Here is a 24,312-nt window from a genome sequence, read left to right as displayed (position 1 = left end):
CGGGCCGGGGAAGCGCACCCCCCGCCAAGATTGTTCGCCGTCGAGGGAATGTCGCGCCACCCACCGACGTTACGGAGTTGGTGCCACCGGTCCGGTGGCGACCAGCGCCCCGATTGCACGATGAGGAGCCACCTATGGCCGCCCCCGCCACCGACAGCATCCGACAGCCCCAGTCCGTCACGTCCGCGTCGGGCGTCTCACCCGAGCAGAGCCGGGTCATCTGGCTGCTCCTGGTCGCCGCGTTCGTGGCGATCCTCAACGAGACCACCATGGGCGTGGCGATCCCCGCCCTCATCGAGGATCTCGGCATCACCGCGGTCGCCGCGCAGTGGCTCACGACCGCGTTCATGCTGACCATGGCCGTGATCATCCCCATCAGCGGGTTCCTTCTGCGACGCTTCAGCACGCGCCAGATGTTCATCGCCGCGATGTCCCTCTTCTCGACCGGAACCCTCGTCGCCTTCCTCTCGGTCGGCTTCCCCATGCTGCTCGCCGCGCGCGTCATCCAGGCCTCGGGCACGGCGATCATGATGCCGCTGCTCATGACCACCTTGATGACGGTGGTTCCTCCGCACCTGCGCGGCCGCATGATGGGCCGGGTCAGCATCGTCATCTCGCTGGCCCCCGCGATCGGTCCGACGGTGTCGGGCTTCATCGTCGACACGATCGGATGGCACTGGAACTTCGGCCTCGTGCTGCCCATCGCGCTCGTCTCGCTCGCCATCGGCGCCACCTGGATCCGCAACATCTCCGAGACCGAGCACAACCGCATCGACATCCTCTCGGTGCTGCTGTCGGCCATAGGTTTCGGCGGCATCGTGTTCGGCCTCAGCCAGCTGGGTGGCCACGGCGAGGCGGATGCGGCGAGCGAACCCTCTTCTCCGCTGGTGCTCATCGTCGCCCTCGTCGGCGGCGCCATCGCGCTCGTGCTCTTCGGCTGGCCGCAGCTCCGTCTGCAGCGCACCGACGACGCGCTGCTGGATCTGCGCGTGTTCCGGGTGCGCAACTTCTCGCTGGCCGTCGCCCAGCTCGGCGTCATGTCGCTGGCGTTCTTCGGCACGATCACGCTGCTTCCGCTGTACCTGCAGCAGGGCCTGGGTCTGAACGCGGCCGAGAGCGGGCTGGTACTCCTCCCGGGTGCGCTCGCGATGGGTCTGGCCGGTCCGATCATCGGCCGTATCTACGACCGCCGCGGCACGAAGGTGCTCCTCGTCCCCGGCGCCGTCCTCGTGAGCGCCATGCTGTGGGCCTACGCCCTCCTGAGCACCACCACGACGCCGATCTGGATGATCGTCATCATGCAGACGCTGCTCTCGCTCGGTCTGGCGCTCTCCTTCACGCCGCTGATCACCGCTTCGCTCGGATCGCTCCAGCCTCGCCAGTACTCCTACGGCTCGGCCATCGTCAACACGCTGCAGCAGGTGGCGGGTGCGGCCGGCATCTCGATCCTCATCACGACCATGGCCTCCGTCATGGGCGCATCGACCGAGACGGCCGCGGCCGCCGAGGCGGCGGGCGCGCGGGGTGCCTTCCTCGTCGCCGCGATCATCTCGCTGCCGCTGCTCGTGGGCGCGTTCCTCATCATGAAGCCTGCCGACGCCCCCGCCGAGCTCCCGATGGCGCACTGACGACCCTCCGGCTCGGTCGCCTGTCCTCGCGCAGACGGCCGAGCCCGATCTCGCGCCCCGGCCCGTGATCGTCGCACCGGCACACCGAGTCGGGCCGCTGACCCTCACTCGGGAAGACGCACTCCCCCGGTCTGGCAGGTCGGGCAGTACTGCGCCGCGCCTTTCGAACCGGGCACGTCCTGCACGGTGCCCGCGCACACCGGGCAGGGTTCGCCGGTTCGCCCGTGCACGCGCATCGCGTCGACCTTCGCCGCTTTCTGCCCGGAGGGCAGGATGCCGCGGCGTGCCGTGACCGCCGCGCGCAGAACCTCGACGACCGCAGCGAACAGCCGGTCTCGGTCGTCGTCGCTCAGATCGACCGCGTGCGCGACGGGCGACAGCTTCGCGACGTGCAGGATCTCGTCGGAATAGGCGCCCCCGATGCCGGCGATCGACTCCTGCTCCTGCAGGAGGGCGCGGATCTGCTTCCGCCGCGAGCCGAGCGCGGAATCGAACGGGGCGCGGGAGTAGGTGGGATCGAGGGGGTCCGCACCGAGCTTGGCGATCGAAGCGACGTCGCGCACGTCGTCCACGATCGAGAGCCCCAGCGACAGGAACGAGCCGGCGTCGATCACCGTGAGGGACCCACCGCCGTCGAACTCGAGGCGCGCGAGCACCGGCGCATCCGTCTGCTCGTCGAGGAGCGCCCATCCCGCGCGCCCGAAGCTGATCACCAGACCGGCGCCGTCGGTGACGATCTCCAGGTGCTTGCCGAAGCGCCGCACCCCCGACACGGTCGCACCGATCAGTTCGTCCAACGGTCGTGCGCGGGTCTTCAGCGCGCGGAACTCCTCGAGGTCCACGCCGATGATCCGCTGCGCGACGAGGTGACGGTCGAGGTACTCGGCGAGGGCCTGCACTTCCGGTGACTCGGGCATGACAGCATCCTCCTCCTCGTCGGCACCGCACCGCCCCTTCGACAGCTCGGGAACCGGTCGTACCGGCCCGCACAGCGAAGCCCCGGACGCCGAGTTCGTCGGATCGTCCGGGGCTGTGCCGTGCGGCTACGGTCAGTGCGTGGGCGATCCGCCCGTGACCGCGATGGTCTCGCCGATGACGTAGCTCGACTCCTGGGAGGCGAGGAAGACGAACGGCGGCGCGAGCTCGACAGGCTGACCGGCCCGGCCGATCGGCGTCTCCTCACCGAACGACTCGATCTTCTCGTTCGGCACGAAGGCGGGCTGCAGCGGCGTCCAGATCGGACCGGGCGCGACGCCGTTCACGCGGATGCCGCGCTCGATGAGCTGCTGGGCCATCGCACGTGTCCAGTTCGCGATGCCGGCCTTCGACACGGCGTACTCCGCGAGCGACGGGGACGGCACGAAGCCCTGGATGCTGGACGTCGTGATGATCGACGCTCCCGGCTTGAGGTGCGGGGACGCCGCCTTCGTCAGCCAGAAGAGCGGGTAGATGTTGGCCTTCAGCACGTGGTCGAGGGTCTTCGTCTCGAAGTCGTCGATGCTGTCGACCGTCGGCATCGTGCCGGCGTTGATCACGAGGATGTCGAGACCGCCGAGCTCGGCGACCGTCTTCTCGACGATCTCCTTGTCGACGCTCTCGTCCTGCAGGTCTCCGGGGAGGAGCACGGCCTTACGGCCCTCCTTCTCGATCAGAGCGGCGACCTCTTCGGCCTGCTCCTGCTCCTCGGGCAGGTAGCTCAGCGCCACGTCTGCACCCTCACGAGCGTACGCGATCGCCACGGCCCGGCCGATGCCGGAGTCGGCGCCGGTGATGAGGGCCTTGCGGCCCGGCAGGCGGTTGTTGCCGATGTAGCTGGTCTCACCGTGGTCGGGGGCGGGATCCATCTTGCGGATGTCGCCGGGGCCGGTCTGCTGCTGCGGGGGGAACGGCGGCCGGGGGAACTGGGTGTTGGGGTCTTGGGGCGTATACATGTTGTCGGCCATTCCGTCACGCTAAAGCGAGCGACCGCCGCCGCTCCCGGGGGTTGCGGCGGCGGTCGAAGCCGTCTATGCGGGCGCGGTTCAGCGCTTGCGCGGGGTGCGGTTCTCGGCGCTGACCATCCACGCGAGCTGCTCGAGGCGCTCGAGGATCGAGTGGAGGATGTCGGCGCTCGTGGGGTCTTCCTCGTCGACGTCGTCGTGCACCTCGCGCACGGTCGACGTCGCCGACTCGAGGCGCTCGGTGACGAGGTCGACGACCTCGCTCGTGTCCACCTCGCCCTGCGGGAACTCCGGCAGAGTCGTGGTCTCGGCGATGGTGTCGCTGCGTCCATCGGGAAGGGCGTGCAGGGCGCGCATGCGCTCGGCGACGGTGTCGCTGAATTCGCGCGCAGCCTCGATGACCTCGTCGAGCTGCAGGTGGGTGTCGCGGAAGTTCTTGCCCACGACGTTCCAGTGCGCCTGCTTGCCCTGGATCGAGAGCTCGATCAGGTCGACGAGAACACGCTGGAGGTTCTCGCTGAGCTTGGCCGATGCGGTGAAGCCGCTCTCGGCGTTCTCGGTCGCGGTGAGGCCGGCGCCGCTTCCGCCCTTCGCGGGGCGACGGCGGTTACGGGGGGCTGTCTTCGAGTCGGTTGCCATGATGTCTCCTGACGGTCGCAACGGGTACCTGATAGACGCTAGACCCGCTCCGCTCCGACGCCACGGGGGTTGTCGATGCATCCGTTCGTTGTTAGTGCGTACCGGCTAGTCGGGGCCGGGTGTTCGCGCAAGCCCGCACTCTCGACGGCCGGCTGTTCGTACGGTGGGACGGTGCACGACACCCCCGCCTCCGCCGACCCTCTCAGTTCCTACGCACCCATCGGCGACGGTCGCACGGTCGCCCTGATCGGGATGCGCGGACAGATCGACTGGATGCCGCTGCCGAACCTGGATTCGCATCCGGTGTTCGCCCGCCTGCTCGACGCCGAGACCGGGGGCGCGATCGACCTGCACCCCACCGGCGAGTACGAGGTGAAGCGGCGCTACATCCCTCGGACGAACGTGCTCGAGACGACCTTCACGACCGCTGCAGGGAAGGCGCGGCTCACCGACGCGATGGTGACCGGGGTGGCCGGGCGGCTGCCGTGGGCGGAGCTCGCACGCCGGGTCGACGGCATCGAGGGCGAGGTCGACTTCGAGTGGGTCATCCGCCCCGGCACCCAGCTGCAGACCGCATCGCCGTGGATCGAAGACATCGACGGCGCGTGCGTGATGCGGGTCGGCGAGATCTCCTTCGCGATCGTCGGCAGGAACCACGGTCGCGACGACCCCGAGCCCGGCTCGGCATCGTCTCCCCGCATCCAGGGACGCTTCACGACGTCCACCGACTCCCGGCATCTCATCGTGCTGGCCGCGACAGACGACGAGCCGCTGCACCTCCCCGACCCCGACAACGTCGACCGCGGCATCGACCGCACGATCGACGGGTGGCGCACGTGGTCGAAGGAGTTCTCCTACGAAGGCCCCTGGGCCCGCGATGTGCAGCGCAGTGCGCTCGCGCTGAAGCTGCTCGTCTACTCACCCACCGGGTCGATGGCGGCGGCGGCGACCACGTCGCTGCCCGAGAACCCGCGCGGCGGGAAGAACTGGGACTACCGCTTCGCCTGGGTGCGCGACCTCGCGTACGCCTCTCACGCCCTCATCCTGTTCGGCCTGCGCGAAGAGACCCACGCCGCGATCTCGTGGCTGCTGCGCACCATTCGCGAGAACGGTCCCGATCTGCACGTGATGTACACCCTCCGCGGCGGCACCAGCACCGACGTGCAGACCTTCGATGTCGAGGGGTGGCGCGGCATCGGCCCGGTCGTCACCGGCAACCCGGCCCAGGGCCAGTTGCAGCTGGGCGTCTACGGCGACCTCTTCGCCATCTGCCGCACATACGTCGACTCGGGGAACGTGCTCGACGTGGCGACCGGCCGCATGCTCGCCGACACCGCCGACCGCGTCTGCGACCTCTGGCGCAACCCCGATTCGGGGATGTGGGAGCTTCCCGAGATCCGCCACTACACCTCGTCGAAGATGGGATGCTGGCAGGCCCTCAACGACGCGGTGGCCCTCGCCGAGTCGGGGCAGATCCCGGGAAGCGCGGCCCGGTGGGCGTCGGAGCGCGAGCGCATCCGCCAATGGATCGAGGAGAACGGCTGGTCGGAGGAGGCACAGGCCTACGTCATGTTCCCCGGTTCGACCGACCTCGACGCCTCCGTCCTGCTGCACGGCCCCAGCGGCTACGACCGCGGCGAACGCATGTCGTCGACGATCGACGCGATCACTCGCGACCTCGGCGCCGGCAACCTGCTGTACCGGTACTCGGGCGTCGACCAGGAGGAGCACACGTTCGTCGCCTGCGCGTTCTGGCGGGCCGCGACGCTGGCCTGCGTCGGACGCCACGATGAGGCGATCGCGGCCATGGACGACCTCGTCACGCGCGGCAACGACGTCGGCATCTACGCCGAGATGATCGACGAGTCCGACGGCGAGTCGTGGGGCAACCTCCCCCAGGCGCTGAGCCACCTGGCTCTGGTCACCGCGGCCCTGACGATCCGAGACCTGGCACCTGCGAAGAAGCTCGAGGGACACTGACCTCCCCCGCCCCGACCCGCGCATCCGCAGCATCCGCTCTCCACGAACACGATCGAAGGCTCCCGATGAACGCTGACCCCCAGCTCTTCCGCCACCTGGATTCGGTGCTCGTGGAGAGCATCTTCTGGGATGAGCGCTACGACGAGCTCTCATGGGTCGACATCACGACCGGAACATTCCATCGGGCGCGGCTCGACGGTGCGGTCGACGGGACGGACGACCGCGTGGTCGCGCTCCCCGCACCCATGAGCGCGGTGCAGCCCGCGAGAGGGGGCGGGTTCGTCGCGGCGCTGAAGGATCGCGTCGTATCGCTCGACGCGGACGGCGCGATCACCGGCACGATCGCCGAGGTCGAGCACGCCCACGCGGGCATCCGCTTCAACGAGGGCAAGGTCGACCCCTTCGGGCGGTTCATCGTGGGCGGCATGGACGTCACCTCCGGAGACCCCGATGCGGCTCTCTACGCCTTCAGCGCCGACGAGGGCCCCGAGGTGCTGCGGGGCGGCTTCGGCGTTGCGAACGGCTTCGAATGGACAGCCGACGGCGGCGAGATGTTCGTCACCGACACATCGACGAAGACCGTCTACCGCGCGCCCTACGGTCCGGGTCGCGGCGAGCTCGGCGAGCTCGAGCCGTATCTGCGCGGCTACGACTCGGACGGTCTCGTGCGCGACGTCGACGGATGCTTCTGGAACGCCGTCTACGGCGGCGGCGAGGTGCTGAGATGGAGCCCGGACGGCGACGTGATCGCGCGTCTCGCCGTGCCCGCACCCAACCTCACATCGGTCGCCCTCGGCGGTCGGGAGCGGCGGACGCTCTTCGTCGGTTCGGCGCGGGAGAACCTCACGGAGGACGATCTTCGTGCGGCCCCGCTCAGCGGTTCGATCTTCACGTTCGACGTCGACACGGCCGGGCGCGCGGTGGGCGTTTTCGGCGAGACCTCTCCCGCGGATTGACGTCTGTCGCCGTTCTCCACGGTCCACTAGGGTCGCACTCGAACCCGCCGTTCGGGCGGACCGGACCCTTGAGCAGGAGATGCGACATGGCAGATCTCATCGTTATCGCGTTCGACAAAGAGAGCGAGGCCGAGGCGGCCTACGCGAAGGTTCAGGAGCTTCAGGACGACCTGATCGTCCAGCTCGCGGGACTCGCCCTCGTCAAGGTCGACGAGGAGGGGAAGACGAAGGTCGAGTACCCGGGTTCGGGTGCGCGGATCGGTGCCGGCGCGGCCGGCGGAGCGCTGTTCGGCACCCTCATCGGCATCCTCTTCTTCGTTCCGCTCGCGGGCCTGGTCTTCGGGGGGCTCTTCGGCGGACTGTTCGCCGGCCTCGACAAGACCGGTCTCGACGCGCAGTTCCGCGATCGCGTGAAGTCGACCGTGTCGGAGGGCAAGTCGGCGATCGTGATCTACGCCACGAAGATCACCGAAGACAAGTTCGCCGCCGCCCTCGCCCCGTTCAACGGCAAGGTCGTCCAGACGTCGCTGTCGGAGGACGTCGAGCGCGAGCTGATCCACGACCTCAACAACGCTCAGTAACCGCCGCCCGTCCTCGACGCAGGATATGGGCCCGGCGTAGGACGATCCCACCGCGATCGTCCTACGCCGGGCCCTTCTCCTACCTCCGGCGCGGCTCAGAGGAACGCGAGCAGCACGCCTCCCGCGGCGCCGACGAGCACGACGATCCACGGTGCGACCCGCCACGACACGAGCAGCACGAAGCAGACGAGGGCGAGAGCGAACGAGCCGCCGTCGACGACGCCCGACACGAAGACCGGGTCGTACAGGGCGGCCGCCAGGATGCCGACGACGGCGGCGCTCGCGCCGCGCAGCAGCGCACCGGCCCACGGGCGGGCGCGCAGGACGTTCCAGAACGGCATCACGCCGACCAGCAGCAGGAAGCCCGGGAGGAAGATCGCCCCGAGCGCGATCACGCCGCCGGCCACACCCCCCGGTCCGACCGACGAGAGCGTGCCGAGGTACCCCGCGAACGTGAAGAGCGGTCCGGGCATCGCCTGCGCGAGTCCGTAGCCGGCGACGAACCGGTCGGCCGCGACCCACCCGGTCGACACCACACCCGCATCCAGCAGGGGCAGCACGACGTGTCCGCCGCCGAAGACCAGCGCCCCGGCCCGGAAGAACGCGTCGAAGAGCGACACCGCGCCGCCGCCCGCGAGAGCGGCCACGACGGGCAGCCCGATCAGCAGCGCGACGAGGAGCGCCAGGCAGATCCACCCGACCGTCCGCGAGACCGGGAACCGCAGCATCCCCGCCCCCGGCTCCGACCCCGTGCGGCAGAGCCACAGGCCGGCGAGCGCTCCGATCACGATCGCGAGCACCTGCCCGCCCGCGCCGTACAGCAGCACCGCGACCGCGGCCGCGACGACGGCGATCGCCGCGCGCTGGCGGTCGGGCGTCAACGTCTTGGCCATGCCCCACACCGCCTGGGCGACGATGGCGACCGCGACGATCTTCAGCCCGTTCACGATCCCGCCTCCGACGGGTCCGCCCATCACGCCCGCCCCGTAGGCGGCGGCGATCATCAGCACCGCCGACGGCAGGGTGAACGCGATGAAGGCGGCGAGCGCCCCGGCGACGCCGGCACGCAGCATTCCGAGCGCGAAGCCGACCTGGCTGGAGGCCGGGCCCGGGAGGAACTGGCAGAGCGCGACCAGGTCGGCGTAGCGCTCGTCGTCGATCCACCGCCTCCTCGTCACGATCTCGTCGCGGAAGTAACCGAGATGGGCGACCGGTCCGCCGAACGAGGTCAACCCGAGCTTGGCGAAGACGCCGAACACCTCGGCGGCCGACCCGGATCGGGACACGGCTCAGGCGTGCGGTGCAGCCGGCACGAGCGAGGCGATGAGCGTCTCCACGCGCGCGCGGATCTCGTCGCGGATGGGGCGGACCGCGTCGATGCCCTGACCGGCGGGGTCGCCGAGCTCCCAGTCCTCGTAGCGCTTACCGGGGAAGATCGGGCACGCGTCGCCGCAACCCATGGTGATCACGACATCTGATTCGCGGACGGCCTCGACGGTGAGCACCTTCGGGGCGTTGCCCGCGATGTCGATGCCCTCCTCGGCCATGGCCTCGATCGCGACCGGGTTGATCTCGTCCTTGGGGGCGGAGCCGGCCGAGCGCACGTCGATCCGGTCGCCGGCGAGGGCCTGCAGGTAGCCCGCGGCCATCTGGGAACGGCCGGCGTTGTGAACGCACACGAACAGGACGGTGGGTGTAGTCACGTGTCCAGTATGCCTGGCGGCTACCAGCCGGCGAGGCAACGGGCAATGCCGGACACCGAGAGTTCACCCGCGCTTAGGCTCGCGCCATGGACGACGTCGATGTGACCCTCGGCCTCGAGGGTCCGTCGGATCTCGCGGCCGCGATCTCGAGGTCGGCGCGCGCGGCCGACGGCTTCGGCCTCGACGTCGACGCGACGCTCGCGTGGGTGCGCTCGATCGGCTCCGACGTCGCGTCTGCACCGCACTCCGAGGGATGGGAGTCGCTCGCCGCCGCGGCGGCGGTCGACGTCGCGGGAGCGCGGATGCTGGAGCCCCACGTCGATGCGTTGCAGATCCTCGCGCAGGCCGCCCGTGCCGGCGCCGCGAGCACCGACGCGGTCGCGGGCGAGGACGCGACGTGGGGGGTCTTCGCCGCAGAGGGGAAGGACGTCTCGGTCCGCGCCTTCGCGCGCGGGGGGCGGTGGGTGCTCTCGGGCACCAAGCCCTGGTGCTCCCTGGCGTCGTATCTCAGCCACGCGCTCGTGACGGCCTGGACGGGGCCCGACGAACGTCGGCTCTTCGCCGTCGATCTCCGCGCCCCCGGCGTGCACCCGCACGCGGGCCCCTGGGTCTCACGCGGCCTCGCGCAGGTCGTGAGCGCGCCCGTCGACTTCGACGATGCGGCGGCGGCGCCGGTCGGCGACGACGGGTGGTACCTCCGGCGGCCCGGGTTCGCCTGGGGCGGTATCGGCGTGGCCGCCGTGTGGTGGGGCGCCTCCCTTCCGTTGACGGATGCGCTCGCGCAAGCCGCGGCGCGCGACGGAGCCGACCAGCTCGCGGCGGCGTACGCCGGCGAGGCGGATGCCGCGTCGTGGGCCGCCCGCGCGGTTCTCACCGACGCGGCGCGGCGCGCCGGCCGCGGTGTCGACGCGCCGGCGGTGCTCGCCCACCGCGTGCGCGCCACGGTCGCCGACACCGCTGAGCGCATCGTCTCACTCGCCGAGCAGGCGCTCGGACCCGCCCCGCTCACGACCGACGAACCGTTCGCACGCAGGATCGCCGACCTGCGCATCTATCTGCGGCAGCATCACGGACGGCGCGACCTCGCGGGACTCGGCCGCAGGCTGGTCGCATCGTGAGCGTCGCCTTCGACCATCGCGACCCCGGGACGCTCGAGCAGACGTGGGCGGATGCTGCGCCCTGGCGCTCCGCTCCCCCGCTGCGGCTCGACGCGGACGCCGTGGTCGTCCTCGCCGCGCACCCCGACGACGAGACGCTCGGCGCCGGCGGCCTCGTCGCGCGGTGCCACGCCGTCGGCATCCCGGTCACGGTCGTCGTGGTCACCGACGGCGGAGCGTCGCATCCCCTCCTCGGCGACGAGCGCGACCTCGCGCGCGAGCGGCGGCGCGAGGCGGTCGACGCGATCGCCGATCTCGCCCCGTCGGCGGCGCTCGTCTTCCTCGGGTTCGACGACGGGCGTGTCGACGAGCAGCGCGCCGACATCACCCGGCGCGTCGCCGCCGTGCTGTCGGAGTTCCCGGACCGCGCGGTGCTCGTCGCGGCGCCCTGGTGGGGCGACGGCCACCGCGATCACCGCGTGCTCGGAGAGATCGCGCTCGAGCTGGGTGCGCCGATGGTCGAGGTGGTGGGTTATCCGATCTGGCTCTGGCACTGGGCGACGCCCGATGCCGTCGACGCATCCGGCTGGCGGGTGCTGCACCTGACCGACGCGGAGCGCACCGCGAAGACGGGAGCGATCGCCCGTCACCGCACACAGGTCGAGCCACTGTCACCCCTCCCCGGCGGGGAGGCGATCGTGCACGACGGCATGCGCGCGCACTTCCTCCGCGACGAGGAGGTGTATATCGGCGCTCCCCTCACCGAGGAGACGAGCGCCGACATCGCCGCGTTCGACGATTTCTTCCGCCGGCACGACGACCCGTGGGGGTTCGAGTCGCGCTGGTACGAAGCGCGCAAGCGCGCGGTGCTGCGGGCGTCGCTCCCGCGCGCGTCGTTTGTGACCGCGCTCGAACTCGGGTGCGCCAACGGCGTCCTGACCGCCGAGCTCGCCGGTCGGTGCGACGATCTCCTCGCCGTCGACGCCTCCGAGCCCGCGGTGCGCGCGGCGGCGGAGCGCACCCGCGACCTCGAGAACGTGCGGGTCGAGCAGTTCCTGCTTCCGGGCGCCTGGCCTCACGGACGCTTCGACCTCGTGGTCGTGTCGGAACTGGCCTACTACCTGGGCGCGGACGACAGGGACCTGCTCGCGCGACGCATCCGGGCGTCACTCACCGACGACGGTGTCGTCGTCGCGTGCCACTGGCGTCGTCGCATCGGGGACGCGGCGACGACCGGTGACCGCGTGCATCACGAGCTGTCTCGCTCGCTGGGCCTGCACCGGACCGCGCGCCACGAGGAGGCCGACTTCGTGCTCGAGGTCTTCGCGACCGCGCCGGGGTCCGTTGCCGAGAGGGAGGGTCTGGCGTGAGTCACGGTATCGACGCGATCGCCGTCATCGTTCCCGCGCACGACGAGGAAGAGCTTCTCGGCGGTTGCCTGCGCTCCGTCGCCGTCTCCATTCGATCGGTGCGCCACGTGCCCGTGGCCGTGGTCGTCGTGCTCGATGCGTGCACCGACCTGTCTGCGGCGATCGCCGCGGGGCACGACGTCACCACCGTGGTCATTGAAGAGGGGAAGGTCGGCGCGGCCCGCGCCGCGGGGGCCGCGGCGGCGAGCGCCGTCTTCTCCGGCATCGACCCCGAACGCCTGTGGACGGCGCACACCGACGCCGACTCCGTGGTGCCGCCGAACTGGCTCCCGCACCAGCTCGATCTCGCCGCGGCCGGTGCCGACGTCGTCGTCGGGACCGTCCACCCCGACCTGCGCGACCTCGACGATCACCAGCGCCGTGCGTGGCTCGCGACCTACGAGATCGGTGTCGCGAACGGGGCCGTGCACGGCGCCAACCTCGGCATCCGGTCATCGACGCTGCGGGCCGCGGGCGGCTTCGCGCCCGTGCCCGAGCACGAGGACGTCATGATCGTGGATCGGGCGCGCTCCCTCGGCGCGACGGTCATCGCCTCCGCACGGGCCAACGTCGTCACGAGCGGGCGTTCGGAAGGGCGCACCCCGGGCGGGTACGCGCGATACCTGCGCGAAGACCTCGTCGCTCTCGCGGCGTCCGCCGACGGTTGACGCAGATGTGTCAAGGGCGTGCGCGCCGGGGACCCCGGGCGTAGCGTTCGAGACCTCATACCCCGAGGAGGCGGCCATGACCGACCACAAGCACCCCGAAGACGCAGCCAAGCGCGAGACCACCGACGAAGGCGAATACACCGACGTCGAGACGCCCGACGGCCGCGACACGCACAAGGACGACGTGACCCCCGGCGAATACACCGACACCGACCTCGGCGACGCGTCGAGCCGCTAGAACACGGCCCGCGCCCTCAGCCGAAGATGCCCGAGACGATCTCCGACAGCAGGGCGCGGCCGTTGCGGTTCACCGTCGCGTAATAGATCCAGACGTCGTCGCGAGCGACGATCGCCTCCTCCGTGTCGGTGCCGTTCCCCGGCAGCAGGCAGTACTGAGCACCGAAGTCTTCCGCGGCTTGGCACGTGTATCCCTCCGACGCGAGGCCCGGGAGTGCAGCGGTGACGTTCGCTGCGGGCGCGGTGCTGATGAGCAGCAGCACCCCTGCCCCCTCGCCGACGATCCAATCGCACCCGAGAGCGAGCGTCGCCCCCTCGGGCGCGGGCCGGGTGAAGCCTTCTCCGTTGCTCTGCAGCGTCATGTCGCCGACCGTCTCCGCGCGCGTCGCGGCGGAGCCGAGCTGCGCGCAATCCGTCGGCAGCGTCTCGGCGGAGGTCGTCGGAGTCGGTGTGGCCGTGGGTGAGGGTGTCGACGTGGGCGTCGGTGGGGCGGACGTCGCCGTCGGCGAGGCCGACGACGACGGGCTCCCACTCGGATCGGCGCCGCCGGCGCATCCGGCGAGGAGAAGAGCGGTCGCCGCGGCGGCGACGCTGAGGGCGATGACGCGACGACGGATCATGCGGCCACTCTAGGGCCGCCCACCGCTGCGGCGTGAGCGTTCCGTGGCCCCGATTGACTCCGTGTCATAGGCGACGGATAGATTGGACGTGGCCGGCATACCGCCGCGTCGACTATCGACGCACGACGGAAGAGACCCCATGGAAATCGCAGGAATCGGAATTCTGGTTCTGATCGGAGTAGGGGTGGCCTTCGTCGCCCTGATCCTCATCGCCCTCCTGATCCGCGCGTGGTACCGCGTGGCGAAGGCCGACGAAGCCCTCGTCATCGTCGGTAAGCGTCAGCGCAGCACCGACGGCGTGACCTCGTCGCGCATCACCGTCATCACCGGCGGCGGCGCGATCGTCAACCCGCTCACGCAGCGCGCCGAGATGATCTCGCTGCGCGCCCGCCAGATCAAGATGGAGCCCACCGCCCAGTCGTCGACGGGTGTCACGGTCAACGTGAGCGGCGTCGCCCTCGTCAAGATCGGCTCCGACCCCGAGTCGGTGCGCCGAGCGGCCGAGCGCTTCGCCTCTCAGGACAAGGCCATCGAGCAGTTCACCACCGAGCAGCTCGAGGGCGCGCTGCGCGGCGTGGTCGCCACGCTGACCGTCGAAGAGCTCATGCGCGATCGGCAGCGCCTGTCGGATCAGATCGCCGAGGGCATCAAGCAAGACCTCTCGTCGCAGGGTCTGATCCTCGACTCGTTCCAGATCCAGGGCATCACCGACCTCAACGGCTACATCTCCGCCCTGGGTGCGACCGAGGTCGAGCGCGTGAAGCGCGAGGCCGAGGTGGCCCGCATCAACGCCGTCCGCGAGATCCGGGCCCGACAGATCGCGACCGACGAGGCGAACCTCATCGAGCAGACCGCGCTCGACAAGAACAACGCCGCCGCCAAGGCCGAGGTCGGCCGCGCGAACGCCGAGGCCGAGCAGGCCGAGGCCCTCGCCCGCGCCGAGCGCCAGCAGGCGGTGCTCGTCCAGGAGGCTCAGAACACCCAGGCCCGCCTGGAGTCCGAGGTCAGCCGCGTCGCCGACGCCGACCTCTACCAGCGCAAGCAGGAGGCCGACGCCGAGGCGTACGCGCAGGTCAAGGCGGCCGAGGCGCGCGCGCAGATCGCGGCGCAGGAGGCGACGGCCGTGCGCCTGAAGGCGGAAGCCGACGCCGACGCCCTCCGTCTGACCGGTGAGGCCCGAGCCGCGGCGATCAGCGCCGAGGCCGAGGCGCTCTCGCTCAACCAGCAGGCGCTTCTCGCTCAGCGGGCGCTCGAGACGCTCGTGCCGATGATGAGCGAGTTCGCCAAGGGGTACGACAAGGTCGGTTCGATCACCGTGCTCGGTGGCGAGGGCGCCAGCGGGCACCTCGCGACCGAGTCGGCGACGGGGCTTCGCGCATCGTTCGACGCGGTGCGCGCGGCGACCGGAATCGACCTGACCGCCATCATCCAGGGCCGAGCGGTGGGAGAGGCGTTCGCCGATGCGTCTGCCCGCCGTCCGGGCGAAGCGCCGGAGGCGGCTCCCGCCCCGGCCGACGCCTGAAGCCGGGCCCTGCCGGAAGTCGGGCAACCCTCGCCGCCCAGGAGGGGGCGTCCTTTGAGAAGGGGCAGTGAGGGTTGCCCAACTCGGAATACTCTAGTGTCTTGTCCCCCATATGGGGGACACGGGCGGCTGTGAGATTCGTTAGCGCGAGTCTCCGGCCGCGCCGCGTTCGGCATCGAGCGCCGCCGACCACCCCTGCGCAGCATCCGTACCGTCGAATCCGCCTCTCGCGAGACGGAATCCGACGTCGTCCTGGCCCTCTCGAGGATGCCCTCCGCGTCGCGTCGACGCACGCACGGTGAACGCATCGTCCGCGAACCCGCCGCCTCGGAACACCCGGTACTCGCCGTAGCGAGCCGGGTCGAGCAGATCCCAGCACCATTCCCACGCGTTGCCGAGCGTGTCGAAAAGTCCGTTCAGGTTCGGATGCTTCGCGCCCACGTCTTGCGGAGACGTCACCCCGTCGACGCTCGTCCACGCGACCTCGCGCAGCGGGCCGTAGTGCGAGCCCGTCGAACCGGCGCGGCAGGCGAACTCCCATTCCGCCTCGGTCGGCAACCGGAAGCCGTCGGAATCGAGATGCCAGGTCACCTCCTCACCGTCGAACGAGTAGGCGGGGTCGAGCCCTTCCCACTCCGAGGCCGCATTGCAGAACCGGATCGCGCGTAGCCAGCTCACCCCCGTCGCGGGCCGTCGCGGGTGGGGCGAGGGGGCGCCGATGATCTCGGACAGCTGCTCCTGGGTGACCGGGTAGACGCCGATCTCGAAGGGTTCGAGCTCCGCCGTCCACCGTCGTTCGAGGCGGGCGTCGTACAGAACCACAGCCCCTCCGCCGATCCGGGCCATCTCGATGTCTGTCACCTCGGCAGTCTGCCACGCGGCCACCGGGTCGGGGCGGGCCGGTCGCCAGGCTAGATTCGAGAGGTGAGCCGTCTCAAGTCCCTCGTGCGGTTCGTCGCCGCCGCAGAAGAGCTGCATTTCCCGCGCGCCGCGGAATCGCTCGGCATCTCGCTCCCCGCGCTCTACTCGGCGATCCAGAAGCTCGAGACCGAGATCGGGCACCCGCTCTTCACGAAGGCGAACGGCAAGACGACCCTGACACCCGCCGGCGAGCTGTTCCTCGACGAGGCCCGCCGGCAGATCGCCGAGACCCCCGTCTCGTCGGGCAACGCGCCCGCACCCGCGGGCGGCAAGGCGAAGGCCTCGAAGGGAACGGGGCGGGCCCCCGTGGTCAAGGGGCAGCCGAAGCCGTTCAAGAAACGCCAGGGGCGCTGACCAGGTCAGACCCCGATGCCTCGCGGCCTCATGCCTCGGTGACCCGGCCGCCGTCGACGTGCCAGTGGCGGTCGGTCTGCACCGCATCCAGCATCCGCCTGTCGTGCGTGACGAGCAGCAGGGTTCCGTCGTACGACTCCAGTGCCTGCTCGAGCTGCTCGATCGCCGGCAGGTCGAGGTGGTTCGTCGGCTCGTCGAGCACCAGCACGTTCACGCCCCGCGCCTGCAGCAGCGCCAGCCCCGCTCGCGTGCGCTCGCCCGGTGACAGCTCGTCGACCGGTCGGCTCACATGATCGGCCTTGAGTCCGAACTTCGCCAGCAGCGTGCGCACGTCCGCCGACCCCATATCGGGCACGAACGCCTCGAAGGCCGTGGCTAGAGGCTGGGTGCCCGCCAGCAGTGAACGGGCCTGGTCGATCTCCCCGATGCGCACGTTGGCACCGACACTCGCCGTTCCCTCGCTGGGCTCCTGACGCCCGAGGAGCGCCCTGAGCAACGTCGACTTGCCGGCGCCGTTGGGCCCCGTGATACCGATCCGCTCCCCCGCGTTGACCTGCAACGACACCGGACCGAGCGCGAACGCCCCCTGCGTGAAGACGGCTGAACTCAGCGTCGAGACCACCGAGCTCGAACGCGGCGCCGCACCGATCGTGAACTCGAGCTGCCATTCCTTGCGCGGCTCCTCGACCTCGTCGAGGCGCGCGATGCGACTCTCCATCTGACGCACCTTCTGCGCCTGCTTCTCGCTCGACTCCGTCGCGGCCTTCCGCCGGATCTTGTCGTTGTCGGGCGCCTTCTTCATCGCGTTGCGCACACCCTGGCTCGACCACTCGCGCTGGGTGCGCGCGCGGGCGACGAGATCGGCCTTCTTATCGGCGAACTCGTCGTACTTCTCGCGCGCGTGACGGCGCACCGTCGCGCGCTCCTCGAGATACGCGTCGTACCCGCCGCCGAACACACGGTTCGACCCCTGGGCGAGATCGAGCTCGAGCACCCGAGTGACGCACCGCGCGAGGAACTCGCGGTCGTGGCTCACCAGCGCGACGCCGCCCCGCAGGCCGCGCACGAAGGCTTCGAGCCGCTCCAGACCGTCGAGGTCGAGGTCGTTCGTGGGCTCGTCGAGAAGGGCGATGTCGAACCGCGACAGCAGCAGGGCCGCGAGTCCGACCCGCGCCGCCTGACCGCCCGACAGCGACGTCATCTCGGTCTCGCTCGCGAGATCGAGGCCGAGGTCGGCGAGCACCGCCGGGATCCGCTCGTCCAGATCGGCCGCGCCGCTCGCGAGCCACCGCTCGAGCGCGACCGAGTAGACGTCGGCCGGGTCGGCACCGTCCGGGGGCGTCGGATCGGCGAGCGCGGCGGCCGCAGCATCCATCTCTTGCGTCGCCCGTGTGCAGCCGGTACGGCGTCCGACGTATTGCGCGACGGTCTCACCGGGGATGCGTTCGTGCTCCTGGGGCAGCCACCCGACGAAGGCGTCGGTGGGCGCAAGGGTGATGGTGCCGGCCTGCGGCTCGTCCACTCCGGCGAGAAGGCGCAGCAGCGTGGACTTGCCGGCGCCGTTCGCCCCGACGACGCCCACGACGTCGCCCGGGGCGATCGTGAGGTCGAGCGCGTCGAAGAGCGTGCGGTGGCCGTAGCCGCCGGCCACACCGCGAGCGACGAGTGTCGCGGTCATCTTGTGTCCTGTCGTGTGCGTCCGAGGGGCGGGTCAATCCCAGCCGAGGTAGTCCTCGATCTCGGCGCCGATCTCGCCCGGGTGCGTGATCACCGCGAGGTACCCGCCGCCTTCGATGCTCGCCAGGCTCGCCCGCGTCGGGGCCGTCGCGCGCAACTTCTCGGCCGTCTCGGGAAGGTCGATGCGGTCGTGGGTGCCCTGGATGATGTTCACCGGGATGCGCTCGGCCAGCGGCTCCCAGTCCTCGACGGGGGTGGCCGCCCGTGCGGCCGCCTGCAGCGCGCGCGCCTCGTCGTCGCGCAGGCGCGAGAAGACGTTCCACGCGAAGTCCGCGTCGACCGCCTCGCCCGCGAGAACGCGCATGGCGTCTTTCGCCTCGGCCGCCGTCTGCGCGGCGAAGGCCGAGTCGAGAGCGGCGGACACCTCGGCGGAGACGGGGTCGGACCCCTCGACGCCGAGCAGCACGAGGCCCTCGACGCGGTCGGCGTGGTCGCGGGCGATCACGCGCGCGAGCGTGCTGCCGAAGCCGTGGCCGCCGATCCAGGCCTGACCGATGCCGAGGTGGTCGAGCACGTCGACGACATCGTGGCCGAGGTCGTGGAGGGTGACCGGTGCGGTGTCGGGCGCCTGCGCGCGCACGCCGATGCGGAGGATGCGGAAGCCCTCCTCCTCGAGCACGTGCGCGAGCGTGCCGAGCGAGGCGATGCTCAGACCCTGACCGGGCAGGAGCACGAGCAGGTGCCCTTCGCCCTCGTCGACGAAGGGGATGGAACGGCCGTCGGGTTCGAAGGTCTGCGGGGCGCTGATCGTCATGCTCCCATTCTCCCCGACCGCCGGGGCCGGTGACGGACGCCGGCCACCGGGCGTCTGCTCCCCCTTCCGACCAGAACGCAGGATGGATGCTGCGCTGCCCCGTGCGCGCCCTGGAAACATGCGGATCTTGCCACCGCGACGCACCTCTCATCCTGAGTTATGGCCGGCGGGTCGCAGCGCCCGCCCGATCGGCGCCGTTCCCGCCCCGGCGGACAGTACGGTTGCGGTGTGATCACCAACGACCCGCTGCCCGACCGGCCCGCCCCCGACAACCCCTCGGGCAAGCTCGTCCTCCTCCGCCACGGCGAGACCGAGTGGTCCAAGAGCGGCAAGCACACCGGACTCACCGACATCCCCCTCACCGCTCGCGGCGAGGACCTCGCCCGCGGCGCCGGCCGTCTGGTCTCCGGGTACGACTTCTCGCTCGTGCTCACCTCTCCCCTCGAGCGCGCGCGGCGCACGGCCGAGCTCGCGGGCCTGCAACCCGAGGTCGATCCGCTGCTCGTCGAGTGGGACTACGGCGGATACGAGGGCCGCACGACGCGCGAGATCCGCGAGGAGCTCGGCTACAACTGGAGCGCCTTCACGCACGGCGTGATCCGCGGCGAGACGCCGGGCGAGACGGTCGAAGAGGTCGCCGGTCGCGCGTCACGCGTGCTGACGCGCGTGCTGCCGGCGATGGTCGACGGCGACGTGGCACTCGTGGCCCACGGCCACTTCCTCCGCATCCTGACCGCGGTGTTCCTGCGGATGGCGCCGCGATTCGGGGCTCAGATCACGCTGGATGCCGGATCGGTGTCGGTTCTGAGCTTCTACCGCGAGCAGCCCGCCATCATGTCGTGGAACTACGGACTCGAACTGCCCATGGAGCCCTCAGAGTCCTGACCGCCGCCCCGCCGCCGGGCCCTCACCGGTGGCGGGGAACGCCCTTCAGGACGCGATCCACGGCGTTCTTCGGCCCGTGCACGGCCACACCGACGAGGTCGAGGTCGACACCGGCGGATGCGGCGACGACCTCGCGGTTCGCCGCGTCGTGGGTCGTCCCGAACATCCGCCGGTCGTAGACCGACACCCGCAATTGACGCGCCACGGCTCTCGCCCTCACGCCCTGCAACACGTCGCCGTCCCCTTCCAGAACGATCACTGGCTGCCCGAAGATCGCCAGATACTCGGTGCCATCTGCATCGAGATACGGCTCGCCGAGCAGCCCGGTGTCAGCGGCGACGCCGCTCGCGAGGAACGCGGCCACGTTGACGCTCTGCCACGGCTCGAGATCGTCGCGGAGGATGAGGGCGATGCGGGTGGGAAAACGCACGGGTTCGTCGGTCATGGCTCCACGATCCGGCACGGGGCCGCACGGAGTCTTGTACGTTTCTCGCATGGCGGAGCGCACCCAGATGCATGCGTGGACATCCGAGGTGCCCGGGGTGAGAGAAGTCCTCCACGCGCGGATGACGACCCACGCCTATCCGTTGCACGCCCACGCCGACTGGGCGCTCATGCTGGTCGACGAAGGCGCGGTGGTCTACACCCTGGGCGGCCGAGCGCATATCGCCGACGACGCCGCCGCGACGCTGCTTCCGCCGGGAGTCGCCCACGACGGACGCGCCGCTCCCGGCGCGGCCGGCTTCGCCAAGCGCGTGGCGTATCTCGACGCGTCGTGGGTCTCCCGGTCCGGAATCGGGGCCGTCGTCGACCGGCCCACCCGGGTCGATCTCCTGGCCGGCACGCGTCGCGCACATCGGGCGTTAGCGACCCCCGGCGAAGGCCCCGCCGCGGAACAGGCCCTCATCGAGCTCTCGGATGCTGTCGCCTCACGCGCCGACGACACCGGCCCGTCGTTTCGCGACCATGGCCTTGCCCGCCGTCTCCGCGAGCTCCTCGAGGCACGACTGCCCGGCGCCGTGTCGCTCGCGGAGGCGAGCGAGCTGCTGAACAGTCATCCGAGTCATCTGTCGAGGTCGTTCGTGGCGGCCTTCGGCCTGCCGCCCCATCGCTACGTCACCGGGCGGCGCGTCGACCTCGCACGCCAACTCCTCATCAGCGGGCACCGCCCCGCACGTGCGGCCGCTCAGGCGGGATTCCACGATCAAGCGCACCTCACGAGGCACTTCGTGAAACTGCTGGGCACCACGCCCGCCCGTTTCCGCTCATCCCTCGCGCGTTGACCCGCGGCCTGGCCCGCACACCGGGCGCGTCGCCCGTCACCAGCGCCCGCCGGGGCATCGGCCCGGGGATGAGACGACGACATGGTCCTGAGCCTGCCCGCTCATCGTGCTGATCGTCCTGCTGCCGCCGCGGCATTGTCCGAGCGGGCGTCGTCTGCGGGTGAACGCCTCTTCTCGAACGCGAACATCAGATCCGCGCCGGATGCTTCGCCCGCGCTCCCGGCGCGAGGAGGTTCGCCCGGATCGGGGTGACCCGGGTGGAAGAACTCGACGATGTGGAAGCCGCAGGTGTTGACGTAGAAGTGGATGTTCCTGGTGTCTTCGTACGGGGTCATGGTTCTCCAGACCTCGACGGCGGGATAGCGGGCCTCGATGCAGGCCCACACCCTTTGGCCGAGGCCTCTCCCCTGCTCGGCCGTGTCGATGAACAGCAGGTCCAGGGATGCTCGGCGCCCGTCTTCCCCGATCGCGACGACGGCGCCGCCCACGCGTCTGCCGTCGTGTCGTACGTCCCACGTTGCGGCACCCGGCTGATCCATCGACTGCCGGATCTCCGCGTCGGAGATCACCGGCTCGTCCGATTCGCTGCCGAAGGCGGCTGCACCGGCATCGAAGGCGGCCTGCAGGCGCGTGATGAATTCCGGACGATCAGAGATCTCGAGCGGGTGCAGCACAGGAGCGGTCACGTCGATACCCACACCGCTCTTGCCCTGCCTCGACACCTCAGTTGTTGAAGCGGAACTCCACCACGTCGCCGTCCTGCATGACGTAGTCCTTGCCCTCGAGGCGGGCCTTGCCCTTCGCGCGGGCCTCGGCGACCGAGCCGAGCTCCAGGAGGTCGGCGAAGGAGATGACCTCGGCCTTGATGAAGCCCTTCTCGAAGTCGGTGTGGATGACGCCGGCGGCCTGCGGGGCCTTTGAGCCCTGCGGGATCGTCCACGCGCGCGCTTCCTTCGGGCCCGCCGTCAGGTAGGTCTGCAGTCCGAGGGTGGCGAAGCCGATGCGGGCGAGCTGGTCGAGGCCCGACTCGTCCTGGCCGGTCGAGGCGAGCAGCTCGGCGGCGTCCTCGGGGTCGAGGTCGATCAGTTCCGACTCGATCTTCGCGTCGAGGAACACGGCCTGGGCCGGAGCGACGAGGGCTGCGAGCTCTGCCTTGCGCCCAGCATCGGTCAGCACCGCCTCGTCGACGTTGAACACGAAGATGAAGGGCTTGGCGGTCAACAGACCCAGCTCGCGGATCGGCGCCAGATCGATCGACGTGGCCGAGAGCACCTCGCCGCGCTGCAGCGCGTCACGCGCGGCGGTGGCCGTCTCGAGCACGGCGGGGTCGAGCTTCTTGCCGCGAACCTCCTTCTCGTACCGGGTGATGGCCTTCTCGAGCGTCTGGAGGTCGGCGAGCTGCAGCTCGGCGTTGATCGTCTCCATGTCGTTCTGCGGGTTGACCGCACCGTCGACGTGCACGACGTCGCCGTCGGCGAATCCGCGCACGACCTGTGCGATGGCGTCGGCCTCCCGGATGTTCGCGAGGAACTGGTTGCCCAGCCCCTCCCCCTCGCTCGCGCCGCGCACGATGCCGGCGATGTCGACGAACGACACGGCGGCGGGCACGGTGCGCTCGCTCGAGAAGACCTCGGCGAGCTGGTCGAGCCGGGGGTCGGGGAGGTTCACCACGCCGACGTTCGGCTCGATCGTGGCGAACGGATAGTTCGCCGCGAGAACCGTGCTCTTCGTCAGAGCGTTGAACAGGGTGGACTTGCCCACATTGGGAAGTCCGACGATCGCGATGGTAAGAGCCACGGGCACCAAGTCTAGGCGGGCGGATGCTGCGCCCTTCCCCCCGCGCGTCGCGGGCGACCCGTCAGGGGCGCAGGAAGCGGAACGCCTCCGTCGTGTACGGGAGCTCGACGACCGCGTCACCCGTCGCGCCGATGTCGTCGAACAGCTCGCCGAGCTGCGCGGTCATACGGCCGCGGGTGGCATCGTCGACCGTCGCCGAGTAGCTGCGCGAACGCGCCATGGCCAAGAGCGTCTCGCGCGTCATGGGCCGGGTCCACGTCCAGCGCCGATGCTCGAACCCGCCGAAGGGCGGGCCGACGGGCGGCGCGCCCTGGGCGAGCATCAGCTCGGCGTTGCTCGGCGTCATCACCTCGGTCATGCGGCGCACCCAGTCGACGCTCTCGTCGCGGAGATTCCAGACGAGCCCGAGCACTCCGCCGGCCCCGAGCACGCGCGCGACCTCGGCCGAGGCGACCTCCGGGTCGACCCAGTGCCACGCCTGCGCGACCAGCACGGCGTCGAGCGAACCCCCGGCCAACGGGAGGTTCTCGGCCGTGCCCGCGTGGGTCGGGACGCCGGCGACGTGGGCGCGCAGCGTGTCGAGCATCCGGGCGTCGGGATCGACCGCGACGACCTCCGCCCCCGCCGCCACGGCCACGCGGGTGAGCTTGCCGGTGCCCGCCCCCACGTCGGCCACCTGCGGCGTGCGCCCCGGACGACGGATGGGCTCCAGCATCCACTCGACCGCCTCGAGCGGGTAATCGGGACGACCGGCCTCATACGCGGCGGCTTCGGCCCCGAACGATCTCGACATCTCCGTGCGATCGGCCATGCATCGACCCTACGACCGACGTCGCCGCATCAGAACGGTCGTCTCGGCCCCCGCACCGCGAACCGCCGCTCCCGCGACCGGCGGCGTCCGGAGTTGAGCCGGCAGCGGCGCGCCTCCCCCGGGTGCCCACCCCGGCATCCGACGCTGGATGCGTGCCCCTGGACTTCACCGCTATCGACTTCGAGACGGCGAACTCCAGCAGTGCGTCGGCGTGCTCCGTGGGACTCGCCCGTGTGCGCGACGGAAGGGTCGTCGCCACCGCGGGATGGCTGATCAAGCCCCCGCCGGGCCACGACGAGTTCCTCGATTTCCACATCGGCATCCACGGCATCCGCCCCGAGCACTGCGCCGACGCCCTCGGCTGGTCCGACCAGCTCACCCAGTTGGCCGCCTTCGCGGGGGCCGACGTGCTCGTCGCGCACAACGCCGGGTTCGACATGGCCGTGCTGCGCCGGGCCTGCGAGGCGACGGGCGACGAGTGCCCGCCCTACCGCTACCTCTGCAGCCTGCAGCTCGCGCGCAAGACCTACGATCTCCCGTCGTACCGGCTGCCCTTCGTGGCCGCCGAGGCGGGCTTCGGCGAGTTCGACCACCACGACGCCGTCGCCGACTCCCTCGCGTGCGCGCACATCGTCATCGACGCCGCGCGGCGAGCCGGCGCGAGCAGCATCGCCGATCTCGCAGCATCCGCGGGCGTGCGCATGGGTCGGATCGCCGTCGCCGAGCCCGCCGTTTCGGCCCTCTCCGCCGTGGCGTGAGGCGATGTCGGAGGGCTGCGGCATCCTGACGA

At 70.7% G+C, this 24,312-nt stretch carries 26 protein-coding genes; 13 read left to right on the top strand and 13 right to left on the bottom strand.

The annotated features are described in order from the left end of the window. Nucleotides 1-134: 134 nt before the first annotated feature. The gene (locus DEU34_RS05145) at nt 135-1,628 is read left to right on the top strand and encodes a DHA2 family efflux MFS transporter permease subunit (protein ID WP_121149098.1); all 1,494 of its coding nucleotides are present in this window, start codon (nt 135-137) and stop codon (nt 1,626-1,628) included. 104 nt (nt 1,629-1,732) lie between these two features. Here DEU34_RS05145 and DEU34_RS05140 read toward each other — a convergent pair whose 3' ends face one another. The 3 genes from DEU34_RS05140 to DEU34_RS05130 form a co-directional block, all read right to left on the bottom strand. Then, nucleotides 1,733-2,545 carry a DNA-formamidopyrimidine glycosylase family protein gene (locus tag DEU34_RS05140; RefSeq protein ID WP_121149097.1) on the bottom strand — a complete coding sequence of 271 codons (813 nt, stop codon included), beginning with the start codon at nt 2,543-2,545 and terminating at the stop codon, nt 1,733-1,735. A 132-nt stretch (nt 2,546-2,677) separates the two neighbouring features. Continuing rightward, complete coding sequence (locus DEU34_RS05135) at nt 2,678-3,571, bottom strand: SDR family oxidoreductase (protein ID WP_121149096.1); 894 nt, start codon at nt 3,569-3,571, stop codon at nt 2,678-2,680. Nucleotides 3,572-3,649: 78 nt separating this feature from the next. Then, nucleotides 3,650-4,207, bottom strand: a complete 558-nt coding sequence (locus DEU34_RS05130; RefSeq protein ID WP_121149095.1) for a Dps family protein — start codon at nt 4,205-4,207, stop codon at nt 3,650-3,652. A 171-nt stretch (nt 4,208-4,378) separates the two neighbouring features. Here DEU34_RS05130 and DEU34_RS05125 point away from each other — a divergent pair, with 171 nt between their 5' ends. The 3 genes from DEU34_RS05125 to DEU34_RS05115 all read left to right on the top strand — a co-directional run bounded on the left by DEU34_RS05125 (nt 4,379) and on the right by DEU34_RS05115 (nt 7,724). Beyond that, the gene (locus tag DEU34_RS05125) at nt 4,379-6,187 is read left to right on the top strand and encodes a glycoside hydrolase family 15 protein (protein ID WP_259460031.1); all 1,809 of its coding nucleotides are present in this window, start codon (nt 4,379-4,381) and stop codon (nt 6,185-6,187) included. 65 nt (nt 6,188-6,252) lie between these two features. Beyond that, complete coding sequence (locus tag DEU34_RS05120) at nt 6,253-7,143, top strand: SMP-30/gluconolactonase/LRE family protein (protein ID WP_121149093.1); 891 nt, start codon at nt 6,253-6,255, stop codon at nt 7,141-7,143. 86 nt (nt 7,144-7,229) lie between these two features. After that, nucleotides 7,230-7,724 carry a DUF1269 domain-containing protein gene (locus DEU34_RS05115; protein WP_116646195.1) on the top strand — a complete coding sequence of 165 codons (495 nt, stop codon included), beginning with the start codon at nt 7,230-7,232 and terminating at the stop codon, nt 7,722-7,724. A 95-nt stretch (nt 7,725-7,819) separates the two neighbouring features. Here the strand turns inward: DEU34_RS05115 and chrA are convergent, their stop codons facing one another. Both chrA and DEU34_RS05105 read right to left on the bottom strand, forming a co-directional pair. Continuing rightward, complete coding sequence (chrA, locus tag DEU34_RS05110) at nt 7,820-9,010, bottom strand: chromate efflux transporter (RefSeq protein ID WP_121149092.1); 1,191 nt, start codon at nt 9,008-9,010, stop codon at nt 7,820-7,822. Between the two features lie 3 nt (nt 9,011-9,013). After that, nucleotides 9,014-9,427, bottom strand: a complete 414-nt coding sequence (locus tag DEU34_RS05105; protein ID WP_121149091.1) for an arsenate reductase ArsC — start codon at nt 9,425-9,427, stop codon at nt 9,014-9,016. A gap of 86 nt (nt 9,428-9,513) precedes the next feature. On the opposite strand from DEU34_RS05105, the gene DEU34_RS05100 reads away from it, so the two are divergent. The 4 genes from DEU34_RS05100 (at nt 9,514) to DEU34_RS16190 (ending at nt 12,839) form a co-directional block, all read left to right on the top strand. Continuing rightward, nucleotides 9,514-10,545, top strand: coding sequence for an acyl-CoA dehydrogenase family protein (locus DEU34_RS05100; protein ID WP_121149090.1), 1,032 nt, complete (start codon nt 9,514-9,516; stop codon nt 10,543-10,545). After that, entirely contained in the window at nt 10,542-11,894 is a 1,353-nt protein-coding gene (locus tag DEU34_RS05095) for a PIG-L family deacetylase (RefSeq protein ID WP_121149089.1), read from the top strand. Before DEU34_RS05100 ends, DEU34_RS05095 begins: the two co-directional genes overlap by 4 nt. Next, complete coding sequence (locus DEU34_RS05090) at nt 11,891-12,601, top strand: glycosyltransferase (RefSeq protein WP_259460030.1); 711 nt, start codon at nt 11,891-11,893, stop codon at nt 12,599-12,601. Before DEU34_RS05095 ends, DEU34_RS05090 begins: the two co-directional genes overlap by 4 nt. 76 nt (nt 12,602-12,677) lie before the next feature. Continuing rightward, nucleotides 12,678-12,839 carry a hypothetical protein gene (locus DEU34_RS16190; RefSeq protein WP_183042366.1) on the top strand — a complete coding sequence of 54 codons (162 nt, stop codon included), beginning with the start codon at nt 12,678-12,680 and terminating at the stop codon, nt 12,837-12,839. Nucleotides 12,840-12,855: 16 nt separating this feature from the next. On the opposite strand, the gene DEU34_RS05085 is transcribed toward DEU34_RS16190, so the two are convergent. Continuing rightward, entirely contained in the window at nt 12,856-13,458 is a 603-nt protein-coding gene (locus tag DEU34_RS05085; RefSeq protein ID WP_121149088.1) for a hypothetical protein, read from the bottom strand. Between the two features lie 139 nt (nt 13,459-13,597). On the opposite strand from DEU34_RS05085, the gene DEU34_RS05080 reads away from it, so the two are divergent. Further along, nucleotides 13,598-14,980 (top strand): flotillin family protein, encoded by a 1,383-nt coding sequence (locus tag DEU34_RS05080; protein ID WP_121149087.1) that lies wholly within the window; start codon nt 13,598-13,600, stop codon nt 14,978-14,980. Nucleotides 14,981-15,121: 141 nt separating this feature from the next. Here the strand turns inward: DEU34_RS05080 and DEU34_RS05075 are convergent, their stop codons facing one another. After that, nucleotides 15,122-15,841: an SUMF1/EgtB/PvdO family nonheme iron enzyme gene (locus DEU34_RS05075; RefSeq protein ID WP_121149733.1), complete on the bottom strand. Its 720-nt coding sequence runs from the start codon at nt 15,839-15,841 to the stop codon at nt 15,122-15,124. 63 nt (nt 15,842-15,904) lie between these two features. Between DEU34_RS05075 and DEU34_RS05070 the strand changes: the two genes are divergently transcribed. Further along, nucleotides 15,905-16,255: a LysR family transcriptional regulator gene (locus tag DEU34_RS05070; protein ID WP_121149086.1), complete on the top strand. Its 351-nt coding sequence runs from the start codon at nt 15,905-15,907 to the stop codon at nt 16,253-16,255. 28 nt (nt 16,256-16,283) lie between these two features. On the opposite strand, the gene abc-f is transcribed toward DEU34_RS05070, so the two are convergent. Then, complete coding sequence (gene abc-f / locus DEU34_RS05065; RefSeq protein ID WP_121149085.1) at nt 16,284-17,933, bottom strand: ribosomal protection-like ABC-F family protein; 1,650 nt, start codon at nt 17,931-17,933, stop codon at nt 16,284-16,286. A gap of 33 nt (nt 17,934-17,966) precedes the next feature. After that, nucleotides 17,967-18,746 carry an alpha/beta fold hydrolase gene (locus DEU34_RS05060; protein WP_121149084.1) on the bottom strand — a complete coding sequence of 260 codons (780 nt, stop codon included), beginning with the start codon at nt 18,744-18,746 and terminating at the stop codon, nt 17,967-17,969. 231 nt (nt 18,747-18,977) lie between these two features. On the opposite strand from DEU34_RS05060, the gene DEU34_RS05055 reads away from it, so the two are divergent. After that, nucleotides 18,978-19,631: a histidine phosphatase family protein gene (locus DEU34_RS05055; protein WP_121149732.1), complete on the top strand. Its 654-nt coding sequence runs from the start codon at nt 18,978-18,980 to the stop codon at nt 19,629-19,631. 22 nt (nt 19,632-19,653) lie between these two features. Here the strand turns inward: DEU34_RS05055 and DEU34_RS05050 are convergent, their stop codons facing one another. Beyond that, entirely contained in the window at nt 19,654-20,076 is a 423-nt protein-coding gene (locus DEU34_RS05050; RefSeq protein WP_121149083.1) for a DUF2000 domain-containing protein, read from the bottom strand. A 97-nt stretch (nt 20,077-20,173) separates the two neighbouring features. Here DEU34_RS05050 and DEU34_RS05045 point away from each other — a divergent pair, with 97 nt between their 5' ends. Then, a complete protein-coding gene (locus DEU34_RS05045; RefSeq protein ID WP_259460029.1) occupies nt 20,174-20,914 on the top strand; it encodes an AraC family transcriptional regulator in 741 nt (246 codons plus the stop codon). A 101-nt stretch (nt 20,915-21,015) separates the two neighbouring features. On the opposite strand, the gene DEU34_RS05040 is transcribed toward DEU34_RS05045, so the two are convergent. The 3 genes from DEU34_RS05040 to DEU34_RS05030 all read right to left on the bottom strand — a co-directional run bounded on the left by DEU34_RS05040 (nt 21,016) and on the right by DEU34_RS05030 (nt 23,522). Continuing rightward, nucleotides 21,016-21,600, bottom strand: a complete 585-nt coding sequence (locus DEU34_RS05040) for a GNAT family N-acetyltransferase (protein ID WP_147424007.1) — start codon at nt 21,598-21,600, stop codon at nt 21,016-21,018. 37 nt (nt 21,601-21,637) lie between these two features. Beyond that, nucleotides 21,638-22,711 (bottom strand): redox-regulated ATPase YchF, encoded by a 1,074-nt coding sequence (gene ychF / locus DEU34_RS05035; RefSeq protein WP_121149081.1) that lies wholly within the window; start codon nt 22,709-22,711, stop codon nt 21,638-21,640. A 61-nt stretch (nt 22,712-22,772) separates the two neighbouring features. After that, nucleotides 22,773-23,522: a class I SAM-dependent methyltransferase gene (locus DEU34_RS05030; protein ID WP_121149080.1), complete on the bottom strand. Its 750-nt coding sequence runs from the start codon at nt 23,520-23,522 to the stop codon at nt 22,773-22,775. 152 nt (nt 23,523-23,674) lie between these two features. On the opposite strand from DEU34_RS05030, the gene DEU34_RS05025 reads away from it, so the two are divergent. Beyond that, a complete protein-coding gene (locus DEU34_RS05025; protein ID WP_121149079.1) occupies nt 23,675-24,280 on the top strand; it encodes an exonuclease domain-containing protein in 606 nt (201 codons plus the stop codon). Nucleotides 24,281-24,312 lie beyond the last annotated feature (32 nt).

The sequence above is a fragment of the Microbacterium sp. AG1240 genome, assembly GCF_003635115.1.
Lineage (GTDB): Bacteria > Actinomycetota > Actinomycetes > Actinomycetales > Microbacteriaceae > Microbacterium.
The sequence above is the reverse complement of the archived record's forward strand: the minus strand, read 5'-3'. Positions and strand labels throughout refer to the sequence as shown.